This is a genomic window from Microcoleus sp. Pol7_A1 (assembly GCF_036701085.1).
Taxonomy (GTDB): domain Bacteria; phylum Cyanobacteriota; class Cyanobacteriia; order Cyanobacteriales; family Microcoleaceae; genus Microcoleus; species Microcoleus asticus.
Window position 1 is genome coordinate 46,188 of sequence record NZ_JAUBQD010000038.1, and the last position, 24,614, is coordinate 70,801.

At 45.3% G+C, this 24,614-nt stretch carries 23 protein-coding genes and 1 pseudogene; 5 read left to right on the forward strand and 19 right to left on the reverse strand.

Going from position 1 to position 24,614, the window contains the following annotated elements; genetic code table 11:
* Positions 1-122: 122 nt before the first annotated feature.
* The 4 genes from QUA20_RS20370 to yqeK all read right to left on the reverse strand — a co-directional run bounded on the left by QUA20_RS20370 (position 123) and on the right by yqeK (position 2,958).
* On the reverse strand, positions 123-1,076 hold the full coding sequence (locus QUA20_RS20370; RefSeq protein WP_172189952.1) for an asparaginase: 954 nt from the start codon (positions 1,074-1,076) through the stop codon (positions 123-125).
* Between the two features lie 180 nt (positions 1,077-1,256).
* Positions 1,257-1,766, reverse strand: a complete 510-nt coding sequence (locus QUA20_RS20375) for a CGLD27 family protein (RefSeq protein ID WP_172189954.1) — start codon at positions 1,764-1,766, stop codon at positions 1,257-1,259.
* 2 nt (positions 1,767-1,768) lie between these two features.
* Positions 1,769-2,188 (reverse strand): ribosome silencing factor, encoded by a 420-nt coding sequence (rsfS, locus tag QUA20_RS20380; protein WP_333190866.1) that lies wholly within the window; start codon positions 2,186-2,188, stop codon positions 1,769-1,771.
* Between the two features lie 137 nt (positions 2,189-2,325).
* Complete coding sequence (yqeK, locus tag QUA20_RS20385) at positions 2,326-2,958, reverse strand: bis(5'-nucleosyl)-tetraphosphatase (symmetrical) YqeK (protein WP_333190867.1); 633 nt, start codon at positions 2,956-2,958, stop codon at positions 2,326-2,328.
* 311 nt (positions 2,959-3,269) lie between these two features.
* On the opposite strand from yqeK, the gene QUA20_RS20390 reads away from it, so the two are divergent.
* Positions 3,270-3,521 carry a hypothetical protein gene (locus QUA20_RS20390; RefSeq protein WP_333190868.1) on the forward strand — a complete coding sequence of 84 codons (252 nt, stop codon included), beginning with the start codon at positions 3,270-3,272 and terminating at the stop codon, positions 3,519-3,521.
* Positions 3,522-3,566: 45 nt separating this feature from the next.
* Here the strand turns inward: QUA20_RS20390 and QUA20_RS20395 are convergent, their stop codons facing one another.
* The 4 genes from QUA20_RS20395 to QUA20_RS20410 all read right to left on the reverse strand — a co-directional run bounded on the left by QUA20_RS20395 (position 3,567) and on the right by QUA20_RS20410 (position 8,027).
* Entirely contained in the window at positions 3,567-4,835 is a 1,269-nt protein-coding gene (locus QUA20_RS20395; protein ID WP_333190869.1) for a WcaI family glycosyltransferase, read from the reverse strand.
* A gap of 165 nt (positions 4,836-5,000) precedes the next feature.
* Positions 5,001-5,438 carry an ATP-binding protein gene (locus QUA20_RS20400; RefSeq protein ID WP_333190870.1) on the reverse strand — a complete coding sequence of 146 codons (438 nt, stop codon included), beginning with the start codon at positions 5,436-5,438 and terminating at the stop codon, positions 5,001-5,003.
* A 547-nt stretch (positions 5,439-5,985) separates the two neighbouring features.
* The gene (locus QUA20_RS20405; RefSeq protein ID WP_333190871.1) at positions 5,986-6,984 is read right to left on the reverse strand and encodes a sugar transferase; all 999 of its coding nucleotides are present in this window, start codon (positions 6,982-6,984) and stop codon (positions 5,986-5,988) included.
* Positions 6,985-7,358: 374 nt separating this feature from the next.
* Positions 7,359-8,027: a DUF3318 domain-containing protein gene (locus QUA20_RS20410; protein WP_172189967.1), complete on the reverse strand. Its 669-nt coding sequence runs from the start codon at positions 8,025-8,027 to the stop codon at positions 7,359-7,361.
* A gap of 836 nt (positions 8,028-8,863) precedes the next feature.
* Here QUA20_RS20410 and QUA20_RS20415 point away from each other — a divergent pair.
* Entirely contained in the window at positions 8,864-10,144 is a 1,281-nt protein-coding gene (locus tag QUA20_RS20415) for a transposase (RefSeq protein ID WP_333190872.1), read from the forward strand.
* Positions 10,145-10,308: 164 nt separating this feature from the next.
* Here the strand turns inward: QUA20_RS20415 and QUA20_RS20420 are convergent, their stop codons facing one another.
* On the reverse strand, positions 10,309-11,364 hold the full coding sequence (locus QUA20_RS20420; RefSeq protein ID WP_333190873.1) for a hypothetical protein: 1,056 nt from the start codon (positions 11,362-11,364) through the stop codon (positions 10,309-10,311).
* Positions 11,365-11,551: 187 nt separating this feature from the next.
* Between QUA20_RS20420 and QUA20_RS20425 the strand changes: the two genes are divergently transcribed.
* Positions 11,552-12,424, forward strand: coding sequence for a hypothetical protein (locus QUA20_RS20425; RefSeq protein WP_333190874.1), 873 nt, complete (start codon positions 11,552-11,554; stop codon positions 12,422-12,424).
* Between the two features lie 132 nt (positions 12,425-12,556).
* Here the strand turns inward: QUA20_RS20425 and QUA20_RS20430 are convergent, their stop codons facing one another.
* From QUA20_RS20430 to QUA20_RS20460, 7 genes and pseudogenes are all read right to left on the reverse strand, one after another.
* Entirely contained in the window at positions 12,557-12,925 is a 369-nt protein-coding gene (locus tag QUA20_RS20430) for a type II toxin-antitoxin system HicB family antitoxin (protein ID WP_333190875.1), read from the reverse strand.
* Positions 12,897-13,166, reverse strand: coding sequence for a type II toxin-antitoxin system HicA family toxin (locus QUA20_RS20435; RefSeq protein WP_333190876.1), 270 nt, complete (start codon positions 13,164-13,166; stop codon positions 12,897-12,899). Before QUA20_RS20435 ends, QUA20_RS20430 begins: the two co-directional genes overlap by 29 nt.
* Before the next feature lie 84 nt (positions 13,167-13,250).
* Positions 13,251-14,660 (reverse strand): ferredoxin:protochlorophyllide reductase (ATP-dependent) subunit N, encoded by a 1,410-nt coding sequence (locus QUA20_RS20440; protein WP_199292772.1) that lies wholly within the window; start codon positions 14,658-14,660, stop codon positions 13,251-13,253.
* Between the two features lie 476 nt (positions 14,661-15,136).
* Entirely contained in the window at positions 15,137-16,633 is a 1,497-nt protein-coding gene (locus tag QUA20_RS20445; RefSeq protein ID WP_333190877.1) for a DUF5331 domain-containing protein, read from the reverse strand.
* Positions 16,634-16,667: 34 nt separating this feature from the next.
* Positions 16,668-17,534: a ferredoxin:protochlorophyllide reductase (ATP-dependent) iron-sulfur ATP-binding protein gene (gene bchL, locus QUA20_RS20450; RefSeq protein WP_172189973.1), complete on the reverse strand. Its 867-nt coding sequence runs from the start codon at positions 17,532-17,534 to the stop codon at positions 16,668-16,670.
* An 890-nt stretch (positions 17,535-18,424) separates the two neighbouring features.
* Positions 18,425-18,781, reverse strand: a complete 357-nt coding sequence (locus tag QUA20_RS20455; RefSeq protein WP_333190878.1) for an HNH endonuclease signature motif containing protein — start codon at positions 18,779-18,781, stop codon at positions 18,425-18,427.
* Positions 18,782-18,982: 201 nt separating this feature from the next.
* Positions 18,983-19,135, reverse strand: a pseudogene (locus QUA20_RS20460) (group II intron maturase-specific domain-containing protein); the annotation flags it as partial.
* Positions 19,136-20,635: 1,500 nt separating this feature from the next.
* Between QUA20_RS20460 and QUA20_RS20465 the strand changes: the two are divergent.
* On the forward strand, positions 20,636-21,472 hold the full coding sequence (locus QUA20_RS20465) for a metallophosphoesterase (RefSeq protein ID WP_333190879.1): 837 nt from the start codon (positions 20,636-20,638) through the stop codon (positions 21,470-21,472).
* A 114-nt stretch (positions 21,473-21,586) separates the two neighbouring features.
* Here QUA20_RS20465 and rppA read toward each other — a convergent pair whose 3' ends face one another.
* The 3 genes from rppA to QUA20_RS20480 form a co-directional block, all read right to left on the reverse strand.
* Entirely contained in the window at positions 21,587-22,273 is a 687-nt protein-coding gene (gene rppA / locus QUA20_RS20470) for a two-component system response regulator RppA (protein WP_333190880.1), read from the reverse strand.
* A gap of 52 nt (positions 22,274-22,325) precedes the next feature.
* Positions 22,326-22,976, reverse strand: a complete 651-nt coding sequence (locus tag QUA20_RS20475; protein WP_333190881.1) for a glutathione S-transferase family protein — start codon at positions 22,974-22,976, stop codon at positions 22,326-22,328.
* Between the two features lie 131 nt (positions 22,977-23,107).
* Positions 23,108-23,254: a hypothetical protein gene (locus QUA20_RS20480; RefSeq protein WP_333190882.1), complete on the reverse strand. Its 147-nt coding sequence runs from the start codon at positions 23,252-23,254 to the stop codon at positions 23,108-23,110.
* A gap of 306 nt (positions 23,255-23,560) precedes the next feature.
* Between QUA20_RS20480 and hisG the strand changes: the two genes are divergently transcribed.
* Positions 23,561-24,205 carry an ATP phosphoribosyltransferase gene (gene hisG, locus QUA20_RS20485; RefSeq protein WP_333190883.1) on the forward strand — a complete coding sequence of 215 codons (645 nt, stop codon included), beginning with the start codon at positions 23,561-23,563 and terminating at the stop codon, positions 24,203-24,205.
* Positions 24,206-24,614 lie beyond the last annotated feature (409 nt).

The window sequence follows — 24,614 nt, forward strand, 5'->3', positions numbered from 1 at the left end:
CGCGTCGCTTTGTCTGTCTTTCTAATATAAACATATCTTTCTGAAAATAGCAACCCCACAATCAAAAAAACTTTTGAGATTGTGGGAAGGGTTGCTGAAATCGGCTCAGAGTCTCGATCGCACTAAAGCATCGAAACTTCCCCGATTACCTCCAAGCGCTTGAAGTCGCTGAGAGTGAGGTAAGTCTCCGAAAGAGTTTCGGCGATCGTCGGAGTAATCCACCCCAACTGCTTGAGCAAGTGAATCGCCACAGCAAATTGAGCGCGCTTTCCCCCATCCGTCACCTTAATTGCCAAGCCCATGCCTTCGCCAACGCGGCCAATGCACTGCACCCCTTCGGCGCCGGACTTGCTCACCAATTCCCCTTGAGTCAAGCGCATCAGTTCCGTGTCAAATTTGCCCTCACCCGCAACCATCATCGGGTGGTGAGTCATAGCGCGGACAATCCGCTCCATATCCACATTGTTGCCGGAGGCTAACTGAGCGTACAAAGACGCCATTTGCCCCAACTGCAACAGATAAGTAGGAGCGCCGCAGTCGTCGCGAGCGCTGATAAACTCTTCGGCAGGCATTGCCAGCAAGTCAGCCACTTTGCCCAAAATAAGCTGCTGGACGGGATGTTTGCGGCGCAAATAAGTTTCCATAGGCCAGTGCAGTTGCTGACAGACAGCCAGCATTCCGGCGTGTTTGCCGGAGCAGTTGTATTGCAGGGCGCTCTTTTTGCCTTCGGGAATGGGGCATTGAAGTTTAGAGGGGTCAATGTCGCAGCGCCACAGGACGTTAAATACCTGGCGCGATTGCTCGATCGTACCTTGATGGGAACTGCAAATAATCGCTAAATCTCGATCGGTCAATTCGTAGCGTTCTAAAGTGCCAGTCGCCGTCACCGCCAAAGCTTGAAAAGGCTTGAGTGAAGAACGGACAAATGAGGCCGTTTCCGAGTTACCAGCAACAGACAGAACGCGACCGCGGTTGTCGCAGACAGCGGCCTGGGCGCGGTGCCTCGATTCCACAATACCTTCGCGCAGCAGTGTGACTTCAAGTTCGGGAGCTTGGGTTCGTTTTCCCCTTGTCATATCAATTTTAGATTTTAGATTTTAGATTTTAGATTGGGGTTCAGGAAGTTATGAGTTGCGAGCTGCCAGTTAAGAGTTATAAAGTTAATCTTTCTGCGATCGTTTCTCGCTCATGCACTCCGTGTACCCTGTTGGCTGTGGGCGGCAATCTCAAAACTCAAAACTCCCTTCCATTCCCGATTACAAACAACTCCAAGTTAGTCCCCCGGCAACCAGCAATACTGTCAAACCATAAAATGTCTGCCGCAGACGCCTGAGAATTGGTTCTAGTTGGTAGTTGACAATCAACTGGTCTTGAAGCAAAACTTCGGGAGTTTTAGGCCAAGATTGACAATCGTACCAGCCAGACTCTTCGTAGACGACCGTGGGATTTGAAAGGCGCGATCGCACGTAGAACCAACCCAAGTAGAGCCGCAGCAAAGCTAATCCTAGAATAAAACCGGCACCTGCGGCACCGCTGAGGACAAACTGAGCTGGATACTTGACAGGAGCAAAGCTAGAAGCAGCTATCGGCACCGATACCAAGCAACTCCAAGCCCAGACCCAAGCTAGTTTTGCCAGGTATCCGGGCCAATTGAGTGTTACCCAGCTAAAAAACCAGGATTCTTTAAGTTCTTGGTATTCATTGATCGGTCGCTGCTCTTGCGGAACTGGACAAATAGAAGCAGAAACGTTTTTCACATTAGCCATCCTCACGGCGCGGGGGAAAAGTCAATGCGTTCGGCGTGTCCCCAGAACGCTTCTAAATTGTAGAACTCCCGCTCTTGAGGCTTCAAAATGTGAATTATCGCGTCGCCGTAGTCCATGACGACCCAACTAGCGTCTGATAGCCCTTGTGTACGAAGTGGCAAGCGTTGCCACTCTTCTTCCACTTGGTCTGCTATTGCTTGGGAGATGGCTCGTACCTGCACGTTGGAAAATCCGGTGACGATCGCAAAGTAGTCTGCCAAGTAGCATACTTCTGACACCCGGAGCAATACAATATCAACGGCTTTGCGGTCATCGGCTGCTTGGGCAACGGTCATGATCAGGCCGCGGGCTTCGTCTGAGGAGGTGCTGTCCGTTGCTGTAGACTGGGCCCTGGAGTATTCGAGTTGGGTTAGATCTGACATTCAGTGTTTAAGTTCCTAATTGATACGGTAAGGAAGAATGGGTGCGCTTTCGCGATCGGTTGTTGGCAGTTTGAGACGGGAAATAGGAGTTAGGTTGAAGCCAAAAGTAAGAACAGGATTTCTGGTAAATTTTACTTTTAACTTGTGATTTGTTCGATCGACTTCTCCGTCGAATTTCCTGTTTCCGGCGATCGAGCCATTTGCAGCGCCCAATTGCGCGTAAGTACGGTGCGGGGGTGGATGTAGCAGCGAGTTTCTAGCAAATATTTAAGAGAATAATCGCTAGTTTGCCACACGGCTGCATAAAGATTTTGCAAGCTTGCCTCGCGCAGTGCTTCTAGTTCGGCTGTGTTGCCGCGGCTCGGCTCTATAGTGTCTGCTATGAATACGGTACAACTGAGCTGGCTCATGTTTGGTCTGCCGAGGGTGTGATTGGCGATTGCGTCCAAAATTTCTCGATCGACCACCCCGAATTCGTCTCTGGCGACGATCGCGCTTGCGTCTGCGTGCAGCAAATGCGGGTGTGCTTCCAACACTGAGTCTAACTCTAAACCTTCCGCCCTTGCCATTTGCAGCAGCAGTTGAGGTTTGAAGTATTTTGCCAAATCGTGCAACAAACCGGCCGATCGGGCTTTTGCTTCGTCGAGGCCGTAATGGCGAGCCAAGTCACCTGCTACCTGTTCGACTCCGAGGATATGTGTGATGCGGGCAGCGGGAACGCGGTCACAGAGCCAAGCTAGGACATTTTCGCGCGCGGGTGCAAGTGTCAAATATTAACTCCAAAATTGTATAGTTTATTTTATTTTAGCGTTTTCTTCTCATTGTCTGGGTTATATCCAAGTCTCGATCCCCATCGTGTCCCCCAAAACATCGGGGAACGAAACAATTCTCTTATCCCCGTCTTATTAAAGGGTGCTAGGGGAGCTCAGGGGAAAGAAAACACGCCCTAGTCTATCTTTTAGAGACATTTTATTTTTTGGATATGTCTGATGGATTGGCTGTTCTTTGTAATTATTTCATTTGTTCTACTTTTAGTCAGTGCCATCAAAGGTTTTTTTTAGTTGCTCCACTTCTGGCTTCGATGGTAATTTTGATTGCCATTTTGTTGAAAAGGGGATTTCCGCTAAAAAGCTTAATCGAAATGGCTGTGGTTGGCAGTCAAAAATTTTTTTCTGTTATCGCTATTTTACTTTTTATTGGTGCAGTAATGGCTGCCTTGATGGCTGCGGCGACTGTTCCGGTTCTGGTAGATTGGGGAATTAGATCGATCGACGCTCAGTATTTTATTTTTGAGGCGTTTATCTTAACGAGCGTTATTTCTGTACTGCTCTGAACATCTTTTGGCACTGTACAGCACGTGCGGTTTCAATCGCCGATCTTATTTTGGCAGCGGTGCCAATATTTTCTCACCATGACTCGCTGCAACGGCCGCAAATAAAGCTTCATAATGATTCAAAGCTTCCTCAAATCCGTAATTCTCCACAGCATAATTTCTGCCTTGCTCGCCCAACGCATCCACCCGATCGGGATTTAAGTACAAATCTTCTACTGCATCTGCCAAAGCCTGCGAATCTTCCGGCGCTACCACCACCCCGCCACCGCTTTGCTGCACTGCTTTCTGGGCCGTACCAGTTTCAGGAACCGACGCCAAAATTGCCCTGCCGCTGGCGAGAATTACTTGAATTTTTGAAGGCATATTGAAGTTAGTAACGCGGCGCTTTTGTACGACTAAACTAACATCAGCAGCAGCTAACAATTCGGGCAATTTTTCTCGCGGTTCAAATGGCAGCAGCATTACATTATTAGCTTTGTAAGTTTCGCAATCTTTTTGCAAGCGCCCCAAGGCTGTTGATTCCCCCACAATTACAAAAGCGATTTCGGTTATGTGTTTCAAACGAGCCGCTGCTTGGACAACTGTTTGCAAGCCTTGAGTTAGGGCAATATTGCCAGCATACAGAACGACAAATTTGCCCTTGAGTTTGTGAGTTTCTCGAAATGAGTTACTTTCCTTGGGTAAGGGCCGAATGAAATTGACATCAACCCAATTGGGAACGCAAACTATTTTTTCCGGGGGTACTCCCTGAGAATGCAATTTTTTGACAAAACCGCTGTCGATGACGCTGACTTGGCTGGCTGTGCTGTAGGCCAATTTTTCCAAAGCGTCAGCAATGCGAACTAGCAGTCCGTTTTTTTTGACCAAGCCGACGCGCACGGCTGCTTCAGAGACGATATCCTGAACGTTGAGGACGATCGGGCAAGCGCGAATCCAGCCGTAAAACGCGACTGGGACGCAAATCGGTAAAGGGGGCATGGTCGAGAAAATCACGTCGGGACGCCAGCCTCTGAAGGCTTGGACGGCGCTGGAGACGACAAAACTGCCGTCTAGCACAAGTCTGTCTAGGAGGCTGGGGTGCGGGCCGTTGACGCGCAGGTAGCTGCGCTGAATTGTGACGCCGTTGTGTTCTTCTGTGAGGTAAAATTTGCCCTCATATTGCGGATAAATCCGGCGCTGGGGATAGTTGGGCATTCCTGTGACGACTCGGACTTCGTGGCCGCGCTTGACTAGACCTTGCGCTAGTTCTGTCATCAGGGGGGCAATGCCGATCGGCTCTGGATAGTAGTTATAGGAATAAATTAGAATACGCATAATATTTAGTTTGAAGCAAATTGTCCTGCTGTCGCGTGCATCGAGCCTGCACCCGGTGAATTGCAGAGGATGTGGTTAGGTTCCCGGTAGCACAACAGGGGGCGACGTTAGGAGCTATTCCACCTGAGCGAAAGAAGCCGCCCTGACCGGGCGGGTATCGCGCCATCAAGTAATATTTTTGCGCATTACCAGGCAGTTGCGGCGATCGTCGGTACGGATATACCGAAGCTCGTCTGTGAGCTTGTACATGAACACCAGTCCCCTTTCTCCTTCTCTGTCCAAGGGATCGCGCTGCTCTTGCATGATCGAGTGCAGCTTTGCTTCTAAGTTGAAGGGTTGACCCCTGTCCCAAATCCTAATTTCTAAGTAATCGGCAAACACTTTTACCTCAATGTCTATGGGCGTCGCGGGGGGCAAGTTCTGGTGAGCGTGGCGGACAGCGTTTGTAAAGCCTTCGTTGATTATCAGCCGGCACTGCCACCAGAAATCCGCTGGTATCATGGGCAAAACGATATTCTCCAACCATTCCAAAACGGATGTTAAAGCCTTCAGGTCTGTTTCAACCTGAAGGTGCGACTCGGCCTTTGGTTGCTTGTCTTTCATCTTTCTTCCCCCTGGTCGGCCCCCACCACCGCTGTACTCAGCGCCGGAGGGAGAGGAAAAGGAGGGCAAGGTCTTGGCAACATATTAGTTAAGTCAAGCTTGAGTTGAAGAAGCCCGTTTTGCCTCAAGGTGAGCATTCCTTTCGCACCATTTACTCGCACAGCAAATGAGAGACTTCCGATACTGTAACCCGCCTCGGTAGGGCGTTTAAATAGGGAAAATTCCCGAGTCAGCTTGCGAGGCAGTGATTTGAGCTTGAACCGTGTTAGCAGTCGGTACTTTTCTAAACACAGGTGAGTTCTTCTCGTCCTCGAAAATCATGCTGGGATCGTTCGAGTAGGATCTCGAAGTCGCAAATTGCTAATTATTAATGCTCTGATTGCAGAGCTGGCAACTAGCTGCGCATTTTCTGGGCGTGTGAATTTTAACACTTAATGCTAACGTAGCTATCGCTAGCGATCGTCTGCTTGACTAAGTATCAAGTTCGAGTTCCCGCCGCCCGTCCCCAACAGCACCTGAAAGTTCAGGGGTGGGTTGTTGAGGGTTCCTAGACAGCGCCGCTATTTTTGTTAAACAGGACTGTTACAGTTTTAACAATTAGTTTGAGGTCATACACCAGGCTCCAGTTTTGTTGGTATTTTAAGTCTAAACGGATGACATCTTCAAAATCGCGGACTTGAGAGCGACCGTTGACTTGCCATTCCCCGGTCATCCCGGGTTTGACATCCAAACGCTGCCACTGAGGGACTTCGTAGCGCTCAACTTCGTCTGGGGTAGGCGGTCTAGTGCCGACTAGACTCATTTCGCCTTTGAGCACGTTCCAAAACTGCGGCAGTTCGTCGAGACTGGTTTTGCGCAAGATGCGCCCGACTTTGGTAATCCGCGGGTCGTTGTCATTTTTGAAAAATGCGCCAGAAGCTTGGTTTTTGATTTGGTCTTTCATCGCTTCGGCGTTGGTACACATCGATCGAAATTTCCAAATCCGAAATTGTCTGCCCATCCAGCCGCAGCGGGTTTGAGCAAAAAATATCGGGCCTGGATCGTTGATCGTGATGGCTGCGGCTATGGGTACGAGCAAAATTCCTGTAATCATCAAACCGACTATTGCCCCAACGATATCTATCAGCCGCTTCACCCACGATTGCACTGAGGGGTGGGTCATCGGTAGGTGATTGTCCGAGGGGTTGGTCTCTGTGGGAGTTGAGGTTGCAGAGGGCTGCTCGATAGTCAGCACTTGATCTAGGCTGGTGAGAGCAAATACTGCCATCACCTGCGGCTTGAGGCTTCGGAGCACCAAGTCGCTGCCGCGCTGTTTGGCAAATTTCAGATTGCTGACTAAAGCACCAATTCCGCTACTGTCGATGAATGTTGTCTGACTGAAGTCTAGGACGATTTTGCTGGGAACGGTGTTTCCAGAGAAAAGTTGCTGGCAGGTTGTCTTGAAGTTTACCGCTTCAAGTACGCTCAAGCGCACGGGTATGTGAACTGAGGGAGTCTCGTCCAAGTACGTAACCCGAAAATCTGCCTCTGGGGTTTGGCTGACCATGAAGTCCTGGTTTCAAATTTCAAGCTGATGTCTTTAGCTTATTCTGTCCTAGCAGCTCCTTCTTAAGCTAGCTTTATACAAACTTTACAAAAACGCCTTAAAACTCGCCCGCCGAGCGTGATATCCAAGGGAAAAATAGACTTGAGTCTACCAGTCGCTGTTTTGGCCCCAAGATTTTTGAACGCAGTCGCTGCCAAACTTTGACATCGGAATCAAGATTTTTGTGGATTCAGGCCCGATTAATCTTGTCGTTAATAATTTTTTTGCCTGTCTTGCACCGGATAGCCACCGCAGTTAACAGTTAACAGCTAACACAGAAGTCAACAGTTAACCGTTAACTGCAAAACCCCCGTAACAAGTGTCGGGGGATGAGGTTAAGAATTGTAGACGTTTTCTGACTGGGAAGTTTCGCGGGTGATGGGTTTGACTTTGGCTTTGGCTTTCGCTGCGTTGCGTTTGAGGGCTTGGAGACGAGCTTCGTATTTAGCCCGCTGCTGTTTTTTGGAGGTTTGCTCGATTAAGGTTTTTAAGGCACTGCCGAGGCTTTTGTAGGCGTTTGGGAGTGTGTAGCCGAAGCGGGTGGCCAGGGCGAGGGCTTTTTCGTCGGCGTCTACTGCTTCTTTTAAACTTTTCTCTCCGTTGTTTTTTTGGTAAAGTCTCCAGCCGGAGACGCCGCACAGGGATAGGGCCAGTATTAACAGCAAGCCGTCTTGCACCCAAAGTTCACCGACGGCGCCGCCTAAACCAATGGCGAGGGCTGCCATTTCCCAACCATCTCTGGGGATGGTGTCGTTTTGGATTCTGGCGACTTCGTGCCAAAATAGGAGGTTGCGCTGATCCATTGCTAGCTGTTCCCAGCGGATCAGGTCTATTTGGATTTCTACCTGGTCTTTGCCTATTTCTTCGCTCCGGATCAGGGTAGGATTAACTTCTATTGTTTTTTCTACTGTTACCCAACTTTGGAGTTCTGGGGGCAGTATATTTTTCAAGCGCCGGATCTCACTCATCTCGGCTCTTGCTGTAGAGGTTGCATAGGATGTCATAGCTCCGGCCTATTGATTTTCCAAAGGTTAATATGTGTCTATTTCTGGAGTATAGCAAACCTTGAATCCAAATATAGTCTAGCAACGGGGGTCGATCGACCAATACTTGCAAATTTACTTGATTTTACTCGAAGAGGGCGATCGCAACTGCCGACTCGATCATTTCCTTTGGAGTATTTGGGCGACGGACTGACACTCATCTAAGGCATACAGTACCAGTTATCCTCCTGCTATTTTTGGCTTCTGCTTCGATCATCTTTTTCGCCAAAAATAGCGTTTTTTGTGAATAACTTATCGCTGTTGGATTTTTATCCCTTGGCTTTCTGCCAGGTTAATTAATTAACCGCTTTCAAGATTCGATAATAACTTGACCAGGCTTTAAATATTAAATCCTAATTTAACCTCAAATATCTTTCGAGTTCTGATATATTTTGGTTTTCGGGTTTAGATAGGGACGGGAGGCGTTGCAGAGAACTGTTTAGCCATTAAATAGTTTTTTGAACCTTGATATTTTAACTTTAATTCCGCGATTGTCCGGCTAAGTATTTTATGTGAGTTTGTGGAACAAAACTTGTTGCAACTTCTAATCGTTTTTCTATTTTTCGATAACTAAATCCTTTTAATCTGAGTTTGACAGCTTGCGCTTTCTTCCATTTTATGATTTTTTTATATGTGATTAAATTTTGCAACTCTTCTAGTTCAATACTTCGGACAGTTTGGGAAGAGGGACGCTCTGCGAGCCGAGCTACAAAAGTCACTAGAATGTGAACCAAACATACAAAAAAGGCACTTTTTAGGTTAAGCTCAAAAAACACACGAACTTTAAAAAATGCCTGATGAATATTCTTGAATCTATCTTACAACAAATGCCAGGGATTAGTCAAGCCAAAAAGAAGTTTATGGTTATTTTATTTTCCACCATTTTACTTGTTTATGGCAAAGTTAATTTTACCAATCTGGGCCGTTATAGTTCTTTGAGTGAAAAGACCTATCGTCGCCACTTTTTTAAAGGCTTTGATTTTCCCGAATTTAATAAATTATTTATCAATAAAGCCTTAGACCATCAGCGAACACTTATTGCAGTTATCGATTGTTCTTTTCTCCCCAAAAGCGGCAAAAAAACGTCAGGAAAAGCTAGTTTTTATAATGGTGTAGCTGGCAGACCTGAAGAGGGATTAGAAATTTCTGTAATTTCTGTGGTCGAAGTTGAAACTCATTTATCTTATAGCCTAAGTGTACAACAAACTCCCTGGCGTCCGACCACAGAACTACCGAAAAATCCCCTAACTGCTAAGGTGAAAAAAAACTCAAAAAAACTGAGTTCAAAAAAGAAGCCATCAAGCTCAACGCCTGAGATAACAAGAGTTGACGACTATGTTCAACATTTAAAAAAAACTCGTTCTTTGTTGCCAGATTCTGTCCGTTACTTGGTAGCTGATGGTTATTATTGCCGCTTAAAATTCTGGAATGCTGTACGGGATGCAGATTTAAATTTGATTAGCAAATTAAGGATTGATGCTAACTTGAATTACCTCTATACAGGTGAAAAAAGTCAACGAGGCGCTCCTCGCAAATATGATGGAAAGGTTGACTGCAATAATTTAAAGAATTTAACTTTCGTCAAGAAACTTCGACCAGAAGTTAATCTTTATTCATTAGTAGTATGGAGTTATTGTTTAAAATCTGAAATACGTTTAGCTGTGATTTCAGATCTTCAACCCAACGGTAAAATCAAAAATATTTTATTGTTTAGCACCGATATTGCTTTAGCAGCCGAGCAAATACTTGAGTATTATCAGGCCCGTTTCCAGATTGAGTTCATTTTTCGTGATGGCAAACAATTTACAGGTTTATCCGACTGCCAATGTCGTGGTAGTCAACGGCTTGATTTTCATTTTAACTCCAGTCTCATTGCTTTAAATTTGGCAAAATATGAAGCTTATAATCGTCATTTATCTCCGGCTCCCTTTGTGTTTTCAATGGCCTCTTACAAACGCCTAGAATTTAATAGGCATCTACTTTACACCTTTATTAACAAGTTAGATTTAGACCCTAACTTGATTTTAAATCACCCTAACCTCCCGTCAGTCCTATCCTATGGTACTCTTGCTGCTTAAAAACTGTCCGAAGTATTGCTAGTTATTCCTCTATCTTATATTTTTTGGGCGTTGCTAATTAACGGTATAAACCTATTTCTTTCGGAAGTTACAAACTCAACCATACTTGGCTTGGGGCAATTGTGAAATCTTCAATTATACCTGTATTAAGCAACGCCAAATGATTAAAGTGACTTGAGAAGACCGCTTTCTAACTGATAAATTGCTGCCATGATTCCGCTTTCAGGATTTGTAAGCAGGGACTTTTTGACATCTTTCAAGTATTCTACAATGTGTTCCCGCAAAATCGGTCTTTCTACTTGGACTGTGTGATTGTAATCCCACAAATCCCAAATGATAATCCCGATGCCGACAATAGGGTCAATTAAACTGACTCCCAACTGACTAGCAACTGTACCGCCTGTTTTTGTGGCTACCTTGGCGGCGGCTTTGCTGGCAACTTTTGCGGTAACTTTACTACCCACTTTAGCTGCTACTCCCAAAATTAAGGGTTTAGCAATTAAGTAGCCGCTGCCCCCAACTAATACTTTTAATGATAAATTCGAGACGTTTCCTTTATCGCTAATTGTGGTGGCAATATCGTTCAGATATTTGTCCCACTGTACTTGCGGTATATTATAATTGTTTTGAACTACTTTCACGTTCTTGCTAACTTCTGATATGTACAAATTAGCAGTATCTTGAGTGATTAATTGAAATCGCAGTTGAGCGTTTTTGGGAACCAACACGCGGTTAGCAAATTCTCTTTGAAAGTCTTCGGTTAATTTTTCGGAAACAGCACGAGATGCTGCTGTCATGTCAAACCTGTTGAGTACGGCTGATTTCACGAAATTAAAAGGTACGGTAAACTCCATCTTTTTTTGATTGAAGTAATCGAAGTACCAATCGAGGAAACTGTTGTCAACCCTTGCAATTACTTCGGTTTCCCATTTGTCCAATTCTTTAGATGCGAAAGTTTCGGCTGTTGTATGGGATTGTTGGATAGCATTTTTAATGTCTTGGTTGACTTTGCTAAAATCGTGTGGCGGCGAGACGACAACTGCTGTGGTTCCCGTATTTGTTAGTGACTGGGAAATTAGAAAGTTACCTAATAGGGGAATTATGACTACTAAAATTACGATCGTCCAAATCATCGGTGTCACTGTTTTGATAAACTGACCGATAACTCTGAGACGTTCTGTTTTCTCTGAATAGCTAATTTTTTCCTTGTCTTGACTCATGGCGGTTTCTCAACTGATGAGAGTTGGGCTAGTTTCGATTATAGGCGATCGTACCTGCGATCGTGTTACGGGTGTGTGGCCTGAGATTCTGGAAGAGTTGGGGAAAAGTGCGCGCTAGTGAAGCTATCCCACAGAAAATCGCCAGTTTTTAATTCTTGACTGCATAGAAATTAAAGTGGTACTATTTTTGAATAGATATCAAGCTGTTAATATGACCTTAGATCCTTTGCTCCGCAAGCTAGCAGCCATAAATCAAGCTTTATCTGCCATTTCAGCAGAAACCTGCACGGCGGCAGGATGCAATCAAGCAGTTTCAAAACCCGGTCACAAATTATGCTACGAACATTGGAAAGCTAACAACGCTCAACCCGTGTCAGCGCCCAAACCTAAACCCCAACAATCCTCTTCCCCCTCACTTCTGTCCGCTACCAGCATCAGCGAGAAACTAGAAATATCAAAGCACAAAGTCAATCCGATTTTAGCGGAGTTAGGATTGGTAAACAAAGAGCGCAACGGCTGGGTAGCCACTAAGCGGGGAATAGGTTTTGGGGCGGTGCAAAAAACCTACCCTCAAGATAACACTCCTTATGTGCTTTGGCCAGAATCTATACTGACAAATCAAGTTTTTCTAGCGACTATTGAGAGTCTTAAAGGTGACAATTCAGAACAGAGCAAAACAGAAGTAAACACAAAGCTAGGGTTCCGCGAGAAGTTTCGGGCGAGTGCACAGCATCGAACAACCGACGGTCATTTTGTGCGGTCTAAAGCAGAAGTTTTGATTGATAATTGGCTCTATATGGCGGAGCTAGTTCATGCCTATGAACGCCGACTACCCATAGAGGAAGAAGCTTACTGTGACTTTTATATTCCTGGGGGGAAAGTGTATATTGAATACTGGGGATATGAGAACAACCCGGAGTATGTGGCGCGTAAGGAAGTGAAGCAAAAACTATATCAGAAGTACGAACTGAACCTGATTGAGTTAACAGATGAACACATCAAGAATTTGGATGATTATTTGCCTAGAATGTTATTAAAATTTGGCGTAATTGTAAATTGATTGATTGAAAAGTACGATCGCCCTCTTCATCCGCGTTCATCTGCGTCAATCTGCCTGCATCAGCGGTTCCTAAAAAAGATTGCTCGCCCTTTAAGCCTCGCTCAAACTCGATCGTCCTTATCTGATTATCTTTTAGCCTGCTTTACTTAACACAACCAGAATGTACTGGTCAAGACTAACTCCTTCCCTTTCCGCTTTTTCTGCTAAACTCAAATGTAGAGATTTAGGAATCTGTAAAGATAGACTTCCGCTATACTCAACCTCCGTTGCAGGTAAAGGAATCTCATGTCCGCACTCATAAGCAGTCTCTATCCACAATTCCCTAGCTTCCTCAATGTTCTCCATTGCTTCTGACAAAGTTTCTCCTACAGACATACAACCTGGAAGGTCTTTGATGAGGACTGTATAGCCTCCTTCTGGATCTGGGTAAAAACTTATAGCATATCTCAGGCTCAAGTAATATTCTAAAGATTTATTCTTCACTTCTATCTTCTGATTCATTGCTCCATTCCTCCAGTTTCAATAGCGCAACAATTTGCTTTACATATATTCCTTTTACCTTTTGACCGCCTTTTTTAGGAACTGTAATATTTAATCCATCAGCATTGACAAAAGTATGGTGACTTCCTTTCGATCGCTTTTCTTCAAATCCCAAAGCTGTTAGAATATAGCACACATCGTCAAATCGCACTTCTGGTGGATTTGCTAAAAATTGTTCTACCAGTTTTCCTAACTTGCCCATGAAGTTTTACAGATGCTTGTACTATTCTAATAAACAAGGGCGGGCATTGCCCACCCTCGCTAAGAGTCAGGTGAAATTCACAAATTAAACCTTCGCTTCATTCTTCACCAAATTACCCCAACCCAAATCCTTCAGCGAATTATTCCGGCGCAGCGGACGAGTCACCAACTCCAAAATATCCCGCGCATTACCAAAGCCGTGAATCTGAGCAAAAGTAAACTCAACAGACCACTTAGTATTAATTCCCCGCGCTTCCAAAGGATTAGCGTGAGCCATACCAGTAATCACCAAGTCAATATTCTGCTCGTAAATCCGCTGCAACTGATTGTAATTGTCTGGTTTCTCCACAATCCGAGGAGTAGGAACTCCCATCTCGTGACAAGTCTTTTCTAACAAAGCCAACTCGGCCGCTTGATAGCGCTTGTCCATGTAAGGAATGCCGATTTCCGGGCAAGTCATGCCGCAGCGAATCAAGAAACGTGCTAAAGAAATCTCTAGCAAATTGTCTCCCATAAAGAAGACAGATTTGCCGCGAATTATTTGCAGATAATCTTCCAAACCAGCCCAGATTTGCGCTTCCCGTTCGTCCAAACCTTTTGGTTCAATTCCCAACACTGAGCAAATCTTTTCAATCCAAGCGCGAGTTCCGTCAGGGCCGATCGGGAATGGCGCACCAATTAGCTTACACTTGCGGCGGCGCATCAACGTAGAAGCAGTACGCGACAAGAACGGATTCATGCCCGATACATAATAGCCTTCTTCCAATACCGGCAATTCTGTGTAGCGCTTGGAAGGAAGCCAACCGGAAACTTTGATTCCTTGTTTCTTCAATTCTAAGGTTAGCTGAGTGACAACCGGATCGGGCAAAGAACCGAAAAGTACCAGCGGTGTGTGCTTGACATATTCCGATTCATCTGCTGCAACTTCCTCTTTTTTCTTGCCGAAATTCAGCAGTTGAGAGATAGCATTGCGTTCTTGTTTCTGAGATTCCATCACCGGCGCTTTCTCAGGGCACTTAGCAGCCATCGCTGCTAAAACGGTATCTTCTCCTTGAGTAAAGGCGTAATCCAAGCCGTTAGCGCGGGCTGTGACGATGGGAATGCCAATTTCGGCTTCCAGCTTCGGTGCTAACCCTTCCAAGTCCATTTTGATGATTTCGGTGGTGCAAGTGCCGATCCAAACAATTACACTGGGGTTACGATCGCGCTTAATTTGCAAGCACAGCCGCTTCAACTCATCATAGTCGTTTAACTGAGCGGAAATATCGCCTTCTTCCAACTCAGCCATCGCATAGCGAGGCTCAGCAAAAATCATCACGCCCATTGCGTTTTGCAAGAAATAGCCGCAAGTCTTGGTACCGATGACCAAGAAAAAGCTATCTTCAATTTTTTGATAAAGCCAAGCTACGCAGCTAATCGGACAAAAAGTGTGATAATTGCCTGTTTCGCATTCAAAGTTTAAAGCTTCCGGTTCATTAGTAGTAATAGCAGTCATATTTCAAATGTTCTCCCTTTAAATTGTTTTTAGTCTCGAACAGGACAGGCTCGCCTAGCGAGGAAATACCTGGATTTTGCGATCGCCTCGCTGCTCTCGCGGACGAGAGAAATAGGTTATTTTTTCTATCAAACGCGAACAGGCACAGGAGCGAAAAAAAATCTGTTTTTTGCGATCGCGCTGAAGCAGCGAACAATAGAAATACCTGGTTTTGACGTAATTCGCCTGAAAAATAGATGCAGCCCACTCAATATTTCCGCAGCAGCCACAGCATCCAAAATTTTTGCTACAAAATTCTGCGCGAGGGCATATAATCCCTCACAGCAGGGATTTAGTGTTCTTCAACTCGCTAAGCCAAAAAGCCTTTTGGTAGTTGTGAGTTTGAGCTAATTAAATAATTAACAGCTCGCAACTCACAACTCACAAATAGAGCGTGAAACTTCAAGACTGAAGAGACGCGGGCGATCGCAACAACCTCACTTAAAATCCGACAAAAAGCCCGAAATTTCTTCATCCTCATCGTCGGAATCCAAATCGCCGAGACCTAAAGCATCTAAATCATCTTCGTCAGGATCTCCGGTAGTTGCTTCCCCCAGATCGTCAAGTCCGAGATCGTCGAGGTCATCGTCATCAGATACAGAGAAATCGTCAATACCGTCTTCGTCCAAGTCGCCCAGATCCATGTCTAGGTCATCTGAGGTCGCTGTCCCAAACGGATCGGGTATTTCTTCCGCAACAAAATCTTCATCTTCTTCCCCAAACGGATCGGATATCCCCGCTTCGAGATCCCCAGAGGTCAAAGTCCCAAATTGTGAGGATGCTTCTTCATCGTCATCGCCGAGGTCGAGACCGCCCAAAGCCGAGGCTTCTTCTTCATCGTCATCGCCGAGGCCGAGACCGTCCAAAGCCGAGGCTTCTTCTTCATCGTCATCGCCGAGGTCGAGACCGCCCAAACCCAAGGCTTCTTCTTCATCGTCGTCGCCGAGGTCGAAGTCAGATACGACATCTTCCTCGTCATCGCCGAGGTCGAAGTCAGATACCACGTCTTCCTCATCGTCACCCATATCGAAGTCAGATACCGCGTCTTCCTCATCGTCGCCGAGGTCGAGACCGTCCAAAGCCGAGGCTTCTTCCTCATCGTCGTCCAGGTCGAAGTCTGAGACTGCTTCTTCCTCATCGTCGTCCAGGTCGAAGTCGGAGACTGCTTCTTCCTCGTCATCGCCCAGATCGAAGTCGGAGACTGCTTCTTCCTCGTCATCGCCCAGGTCGAAGTCAGAGACTGCTTCTTCCTCAAACTCATCGAAGGATTCATCGTCGGAGCTCAGTGCTGACGCAGCAGCAGCCAGACCGGCCGCTCCGGCGACTCCAGCGACCACTCCTGCTGCTGCTAAGCCCGCACCGCCTAATTTATTAGATTGGGCTTCAGCGGGTGCAGAAGTTGCAGTTTGAGCCGCTGCGGGTGCAGCAGTTACTGTTTGAGTCGCTGCGGGCGCAGCAGTTGCAGTTTGAGCCGCTGCGGGCGCAGCAGTTGCTGTTTGAGCCGCTGCGGGTGCAGCAGTTGCTGTTTGAGCCGCTGCGGGTGCAGCAGTTGCTGTTTGAGTCGCTGCGGGTGCAGCAGTTGCTGTTTGAGTCGCTGCGGGTGCAGCAGTTGTTGGAGTTTGGGTGGCCGTTTGTTGCGCCGTACTTGAGGGCATACCCAGGGCGATGTCCGGGTCAAAATTTAGCCCCAACACTTCGATCAGGCTGTCTGCATCCGCCTTCAGTTTTGAGAAGGGCAGCATTAATTGCTGGAGTTCCGGCTCCAGGGCAGCCGCAATTCCCAGGATGAGGTAAGAAACAGGCCTTTTCCCGCCGTCGGGTGTGGCGACCGTGTTCTCAGCCGTCATGTGCAGGAGCAGCCAAGCCCGATTAACCTGGTAGTAGTCCAACCACTTCTGTTTGAGAGCAACTGAAAAAGTATCAAAAAAAGCCATAACCTCTTTATCCTCATCCTGATCGCTAGACCTATTAAACCATCATCAGGTCTAGCTCATCTTCCTCCTTCTTGACCACTGGTTGCACTGGATTTAGGTAAAAATCTGATAGCAGCGAGAATAATTCGCGATCGGGCGTGTCGTTGGGCACTACTCCTTCGGGCATTGCCAAAATCTGGTCGGCGATGTTGAGGTAGTAATCGCACACGTAGTTGAGGGAAGGATCGCTCTCGGCCATCTCAAACAATGTTTTGCCTTTGACGCGAGAAACGCGGATGTCTTCAATCAAGGGCAGCACTTCCAGCACCGGCATCGGTACAGAGTCAATGTACTTGTCGATCAAGTCGCGCTTTGAGGTGCGGTTGCCAATTAAACCGGCGAGTCGCAACGGGTGAGTGCGGGCTTTTTCGCGGACTGAGGCGGCGATGCGGTTGGCTGCAAATAAAGCGTCGAACCCGTTGTCGGTAACAATCATGCAGTAGTCGGCGTAGTTCAAGGGGGCTGCAAAACCGCCGCACACTACGTCGCCGAGCACGTCGAACAGGATGATGTCGTATTCGTCGAAGGCATTTAGTTCTTTGAGCAGTTTGACTGTTTCGCCGACTACATAGCCGCCGCAGCCAGCTCCTGCGGGAGGGCCACCTGCTTCTACGCAGTCAACGCCGCCATAGCCTTTGTAAATGACATCTTCGGGCCAAACGTCTTCGTAGTGATAGTCCTTTTCCTGAAGGGTGTCAATAATTGTCGGGATCAAGAAGCCAGTGAGGGTAAATGTGCTGTCGTGCTTTGGATCGCAACCGATTTGCAAAACTTTTTTGCCGCGCTTGGCTAGGGCAACGGAGATGTTGCAGCTTGTTGTCGATTTACCAATTCCACCTTTTCCGTAAACTGCGAGTTTCACTCTTTGTTCTCCTATAGGTTTCTATCAAAACTATGAGGGCTGGGGTTTGATGCTTTTTTTCGATCGCCCAACTGCAATAGCTCAATTGCACTAGCCGACGTTGCAATAGCCCAACTGCAATGCCCTTACTGTCAGTCGATTTGAGATTTCAGATTTTAGATTGACTCCACAGATGAATCTGGGGCTTCTCCCTAATGTCTAAAATTTTTCGCTCTCGACGACTTTTGTTTGGGGCTTGTATCCGTCTTTGGGGTAGGCCAATTTTCGAGCCTGCCCTAAGTCACCTCGTTGAAAGCATTATTAGCTAACTTGCGAGGAAAAGAAAGGGGGCGTCTAAATGAAAATGCTAGTAAATTTGTTTATTTTGCACTTTTGGGAATCTTAACGGGTTTTTTGAACTAAAAATCTATTTTTATAATGTTTTTAGATTTTTAATTAATTTTACGATACTTTTTTAATATAAAGAGGTACAAAAATAAAACAAAAATAAAACAAAAATTAACTTCTCAAACAATCTGGGCTTTTGGCTTTGGGGCTAGGATACAGGCAGTTGATGGCTTGTGCGGGTAACTTGAACGGGAACAAAGGCGCTAGTGGATGAGGTAAACGGGAGAGTGAGTTCGGCCAAGTTGGGTCAGCGGAGGGCAAAGTGATGTTAGCTTTCGGCTGTTGCGGGTGATTTTGCTGGGGTTTTGAGTGTTGTGTAAAAAATTGTGAATTTTTAGGAATTGGTGGGAGATTGGGGGAGGAGAGGGGGACTGTGGGGCTGTGGGAGAATATTATTTTTTCCCAATGAGGTAGAGTCGAGAGAAGGTATTACCATCTTCTCCCTCCGATTCGGAACCGTGCTTGCGACTTTAACCGCACACAGCTACTCGGGTGTACTCTTGTCATTTGAGGGCTTCCCCTTCTTTCCGACTTGCTTGAGATTTCTTTCCTGAAGATACGAGTTCCAGGTTATGTTTCCTGATTGATTCCAAGTCGGTTTTAGTTTTAACATCGTGACAATACCGATGCAATAGTTGAAGATTTTTGTACTCATCCTTACCTCCAATGGCTCTGGGGACGATATGGTCAACTTCCGTTACATCTTCGTTTCTGAAAATAAGTTCGCAATGAGGGCATTTCCCTTTCTGCCATTTCAGGAGTTTTGATACCGAACTCGGCAAATCAGGATTTTTCCCCATTCTTGAACTCCAATAAACTAGGTCTCCGTCGTAGAGACTTTTATCCCCTTTAACTTTCACATAGTCGGTGCTGCTACACTCTAATTCTCTATGCTTTAGTAACCGAAGGGGGTTCGCTCCCTCTTTTCTGGTTGTGAATACCCAGTTATTACCGCCAATGGAGTGCCAATACAGTAGGTGTCCTGCATTGATATTTCCACAACGGAGTTTTGCCCAACGTCGAAGTTTCAGGTATGTGAGGTGATCTTGTTTTTGAAGTTCTCCAACGTTTTTAGCGTCAGAGTTTGTATAGAAAGAAGTCCATCCCCTTATCACAGGGTTTAAGTCTCTAATTAACGCCGATTGTGGCGATGACCTGTGTTTTTTTGATGATTGTTCCGATTTCCTCTTGGTGAGCCTTACTTGACTGCTTATTGGGCGTGATGAGTGTGTTAAAACCTAAGATCTCACCTTTATCAATATTTTCACGGAACTTGCTTTGAATTCTGAGCAGACAATTATTGTCGTCATTGATTGTTCTTTTTTAATAAAAACTGAAAAAAAATGATGAAAAAGCTTATTTTTATAATAGCATAGCTGGCAAAGCCCAACAGGGACTGGAAAATTCTGTAATTTTTATTGTCGAAGTATATACTCATTTATTAATTAGTTTAAGTGTGCAACCAACTCCCTCCCGTCCTCAAACAGAACTACCGAAAAAAACCGAACACATACAAAGAAAAAGCTGGTCAAAAATCAGCGCAAAAAACAGGTAACTGACACCTCTAATCCTGATATAACAAGACTTGACTGCTATGCCAAATATTTAAAAAATACTCGTTTTTTTTGCCAAACTCTGTCCGTTATTTAGTGGCTGATGGCTATTATTACTTTTCAAAATTCTGGGAGACTGTACGGTAGTTAAATTTAGATTTAATTGACAAATTAAGAGTTGATGCTGACCTCCGTTATCTCTATACAGGTGAACAAAAGAAACTGGGCGCACCTCGTAAATATGATGGTAAATTTGACTGCCAGGATTTGAGTCGCCTGAATTTTGTTAAAGAAATAAAACCGGGCGTTTCACTTTATACATTAGTGGAAGGCGAGTTGTTGTTTAAATTGCCAAATTTGCGAAAGCTTGTATTTCTGAGGTTCAAGCCAACGATAAAATCAAAAATGCTTTATTATTTAACACTGATATTAATCTCTATTCTGAGCAAATTATTGAATACGATCGGGCGCGTTTTCAAATTGAATTTATTTTCCGTGATCCCAAACAATTTACGGGTTTATATGATTGCCAATCTCCTCATCCCCAACGGCTTAATTTTCATTTTGATGCCAGTTTAACTTCCCTTAACTTAGCCAAATATCAGGCTTATAATTGTCACTTATCAAGTCAGCTATTTGTGTTTTAGATCTGTTATTATAAAGGTCTGCAACTCAATCGACATCTGCTTTCTACCTTTATTTATAAGTTAGATTTAGACCGGATTTGATTTTAAATTATCCTAACTTTCCTGAACTCCTGTCCTATGGTACTCTGGCTGCTTAAAAACTGTCCGAAGTATTAATTTAAAAGCTAATCTAATAAATACTCGCGAGCTTCAATTGAAAAGAGTGCATTAGCAATATATTCTTGCCTCGCAGGTCAGACTAATTCAATTAAGTTCTAGTACCAGGCGCTATTATGCGAGTAATTCTCAATTAAAATTGGCATGGGGGTTTAATTTTGTGGAGGGAATTGTTTGGGTTTTTGCCTCCACGACTTTAGCCATTAGTCATCAGTCAGAAATTAGTGTTTATTAGTCAGCAATTAGTATTTATTAGTCAGATGACGGAAGGAAAAGAGAAGAATATCTAGTATGGCAGTCTTGCCTATTTATTTGCTAAGCTAGAGGTTGCGCTCTGTCATCCATAAACCTTAGATTTATGCACAGGTTATTAACTGGGAAACTGCGAGTAGAGTATTTAAAAATACCGATCGCCAATCTCCCAGCAAATCTATCCGGTACTAAAATTGTACAGCTTACTGACTTTCACTATGACGGGGTGCGGCTGTCGGAATGGTTGCTAGAAGAGGCGATTGCTGCGGCCAATGAAGCTGAACCAGACATGATTTTTTTAACCGGTGACTTTATTACCTACGACCCCGCACCTATTTACGCCTTAGTGCACCGATTGAAAAGCTTGCAAAGTCGAGTGGGAATTTACGCGGTTTTGGGCAATCACGACCACTATTGGCCGGGGTCAAAAAGAGAGGTTGCTAATGCTTTAAATAGCGTCGGCATTCGGGTTTTGTACAACGAAGCAATCTATCCTTTCGGGTCAGAATTAGCTTTAGTTGGGTTAGCGGATTTTTGGTCGGGCGATTTTGCGCCTAAACCTGTAATGGCATCAATAAATCCCGCGATTCCTCGGATTGTATTGTCTCACAATCCTGATACTGCTGAAAAGCTGCAAAATTGGCGGATTGATTTGCAGTTGTCTGGCCACACTCACGGCGGTCAAATCGTTATTCCCGGTATCGGACCTTTGTATGCTTGGGTGAGAAAAATTGGCTTTTTGATTCCTCAACCAATCCGAAAGTTCATTCCTTTTCTGTCGGCTTGCGATCGAGTAGTTACTCACTGGGAATGGGCTAGCGGTTTGCATCAGGTGGGAAGTAATTTGCTGTACGTGAATCGGGGTTTGGGAACTTATTCCCCGGGAAGGCTATTTTGTCCCCCTGAAGTGACAGTAATTACTTTGGTTTGTCAAAATACGTAAAGGCTGGTTTAGGGTGCATACTTTCCCGATAACAAATAATATAGCAGAAGGCAGAAGGAGCTTCGGCTTCGCGAGTGGGTAAAAAAAAGGAGTTGGGTACAATTTCTATTATTATTAGCTGGCTTCTCCAAAACGATAGCCTCTGCCGTAGACTGTGTGAATTAGCACAGATTCGCCCGGGGCTTCTATTTTGCGCCGCAGCAGGCGAACTTGAGCTGCTAATACATTGCTGCTGGGTTTTTCTGCTTCATTCCACAAATACTGGTGGATTTGTTCATGTGTTAGCAATTGACCTGGATGGCGCATTAAGTATTCTAACAACTGACATTCTTTTTCTGATAAGTCAATTGTGCGATCGCCCCGATAAGCTAATTGATTGTCGTAGTCTAGCTGTAAATCTGCAACTTGCAGCCGCCCGACAGCAACCTCGGCATCAATAGTAGGAGGCCGCCGCAGTAATGCGCGGACTCTGGCTAGGAGCTCTCGCAGTTCAAAAGGTTTAACTAAATAGTCGTCTGCACCGGCGTCGAGTCCTTGTACGCGATCGTCTACGGTATCTTTGGCGGTGAGAAATAGCACTGGCGTACTCCGTCCTTGCGATCGCAACTTCTGGCAAATTGCCAGTCCGGTTTGTGTCGGCAGCATCCAATCCAAAATCAGCAAATCGTAATTGCCCTGCATGGCTAAATTGCTGCCACTTGCTCCGTCAAATGCCACATCAACTGTATAACCTTCGCGGGTTAAAACTCGACTCAAAGGGTCAGTCAACTCAACTTCATCATCAACTAAAAGAATCCGCATCCTGATTTCAAAATTGAGATTTGAGATTTTAGGTTAAGTAAACTGATTTTTCCTAGATTTTAATGTGTGGAATACTTTCCGTTTCGCTGCAAGCTGCTGCTACCCATTCCTGGATTGCAGGTAGTGCCAAAATTGCATCAGCATAAGCTTTTGCTTCTGAATCTAATTTGACTTCGTAGGTGACAAAACGCAGGACAACGGGGGCAAACATAGCGTCAACAACTGTAAATTTTCCGAACAGCATATTGCCGCCTGTTCCGAATTTTTGGCGGCATTCGCGCCAAATGGCAAAGATGCGATCGATATCTGCTTCTACACCGGGAGTCATCCCTTCTCCCGGATAGCGGTTGTGGCAGTCCATCGGCATATTTTGGCGCAAATTTTGGAACCCCGCGTGCATTTCGGCGCAGATGGAACGGGCGATCGCCCGTTCCGCTACATCGACCGGCCACAAATCATTAGCAAAGCGTTCTGCAACGTATTCGCAAATTGCTAAAGATTCCCACACTTTTAGGTCACCGTCGATTAAAACTGGCACTTTTCCCGAGGGAGAATAGCGCCGAATTTCCTTATGGGTTGTCGGCCAGCCTAAGGGGATTCTCACCTCGGCAAATTTTAGTCCAGCTTGTTTCATCGCCAGCCAAGGACGCAGCGACCAAGAGGAATAATTTTTGTTGCCAATAACAAGTGTCAATTCGGTCATAGTTTAGCTGTCAGTTATTTGCGATCGCCCGTTAAATTTTAAGTTTTAGAGTTGAATACACAAAGGCGTGATACACAATGGCATCGCGCGAGTGTCCAGTTCTCTCGACCAGCCTCTGCAAGGATTTTACATTAACAGCCTCCCAGCGTTCCACGTTTTTCTGCAAACTTCGATCGGGCGGCGTCATCGAACACACTGCATTTCACATAAGATGACAAGCCTGTGACCCTGGGGATGCTGGCGTGGTTAGCAGTAGGTACGGCTAGTGTAGAGTCCATTTCCTCGTCCTCTAGACCGCCGCCTGAGAGGATTTCATCTACTGTAATTTTCAGGAAATCCGGGTCTACACTGTGAAATTATCCGTCAAATTCTTGACTGTCAAACTCTTGATTTTTTTCCCTGCTGACCGCCATTTAAACAAGTGACTAAATATAATATATACCCAAACAAAGGATCGAGCAATACCCGAAATTTATTTTTCGCTAGGAACTCTATGTGTTATTCTGAGTTTGGTAAAAGCTGTTTCTGCTTGTGCCGCGATCGCGCCCTTCCCAAATTGAGCAATTTACACTCTAAAAATTGACATGATTACTGTTGCACTTCCCAAAGGCGGACTATTAGGAGATAGCATTCGGCTGTTTAAATCGGTTGGATTAGACTTCAGTGCTTTTCTCGATTCTTCTAACCGACAACTTCAAATTTATGACCCTACCGGAACTGCTAAAGCTTTGCTAGTAAGGACGCACGACGTGCCGGTTTATGTGGAATACGGTCAAGCGGATTTGGGGATTGCTGGTTATGATGTTTTGCGGGAAAAAACTCCGAAAGTTGCCAATTTAATTGATTTAAAATTTGGCAATTGTCGGCTTTCTGTGGCGGTGAAGGGTTCTAGTTCTTATCGACGAACGGTGGATTTGCCTCCTCACGGTAGAGTTGCTTCTAAGTTCGTACACTGTGCCAGAGAATATTTTCACAATTTGAATTTGCCGGTGGAAATTGTGCCTCTTTACGGTTCTGTGGAGTTGGGACCGATTACGGGTATGTCGGAGGCTATTGTGGATTTGGTTGCGACTGGCAAAACTTTGCGAGAAAATGGTTTGGTGGAAATTGATGTTTTGTTTGAAAGTTCGGCTTATTTAATCGGTCATCCTTTGAGTTACCGTTTGAATACGGGGGGGGTTAATGAGTTGATCGGCAAGTTGAGAGAGCAAGTTTTGACGACTGTTTGATGGTCTAAAATTAGAGTTTTCTCATCATACCAATTTAAAAAAGTCTTGCTACAACCCTCAATCTTATACCAATTATCAAAACTCAAAGCGAACAGTAGGGGCACGGCAATGCCGTGTCATACTCCCCGCGCCGGATACAACATTGCCGTGTCCCTACAGATGCTCGGGTACTTTTCCGAATTGGTATAGGTTTGTAGGCAGGACTTTAATGGTTGTGTGCGCTAATAAAGAGGACTGAAGTTTTCACTGCGAACGGGAGTATTTTAGCTTCGCTTTTGCTTTGATGTGCGCTAATAAAGAGGACTAAATTACTAACTACGAACAGGTTCTATTTAGGAATGAAAATTTAATAACATTAGCGTCTGCTAAATAGTCGGAACTGCACGATAATTCCATTTTGGTAGATATT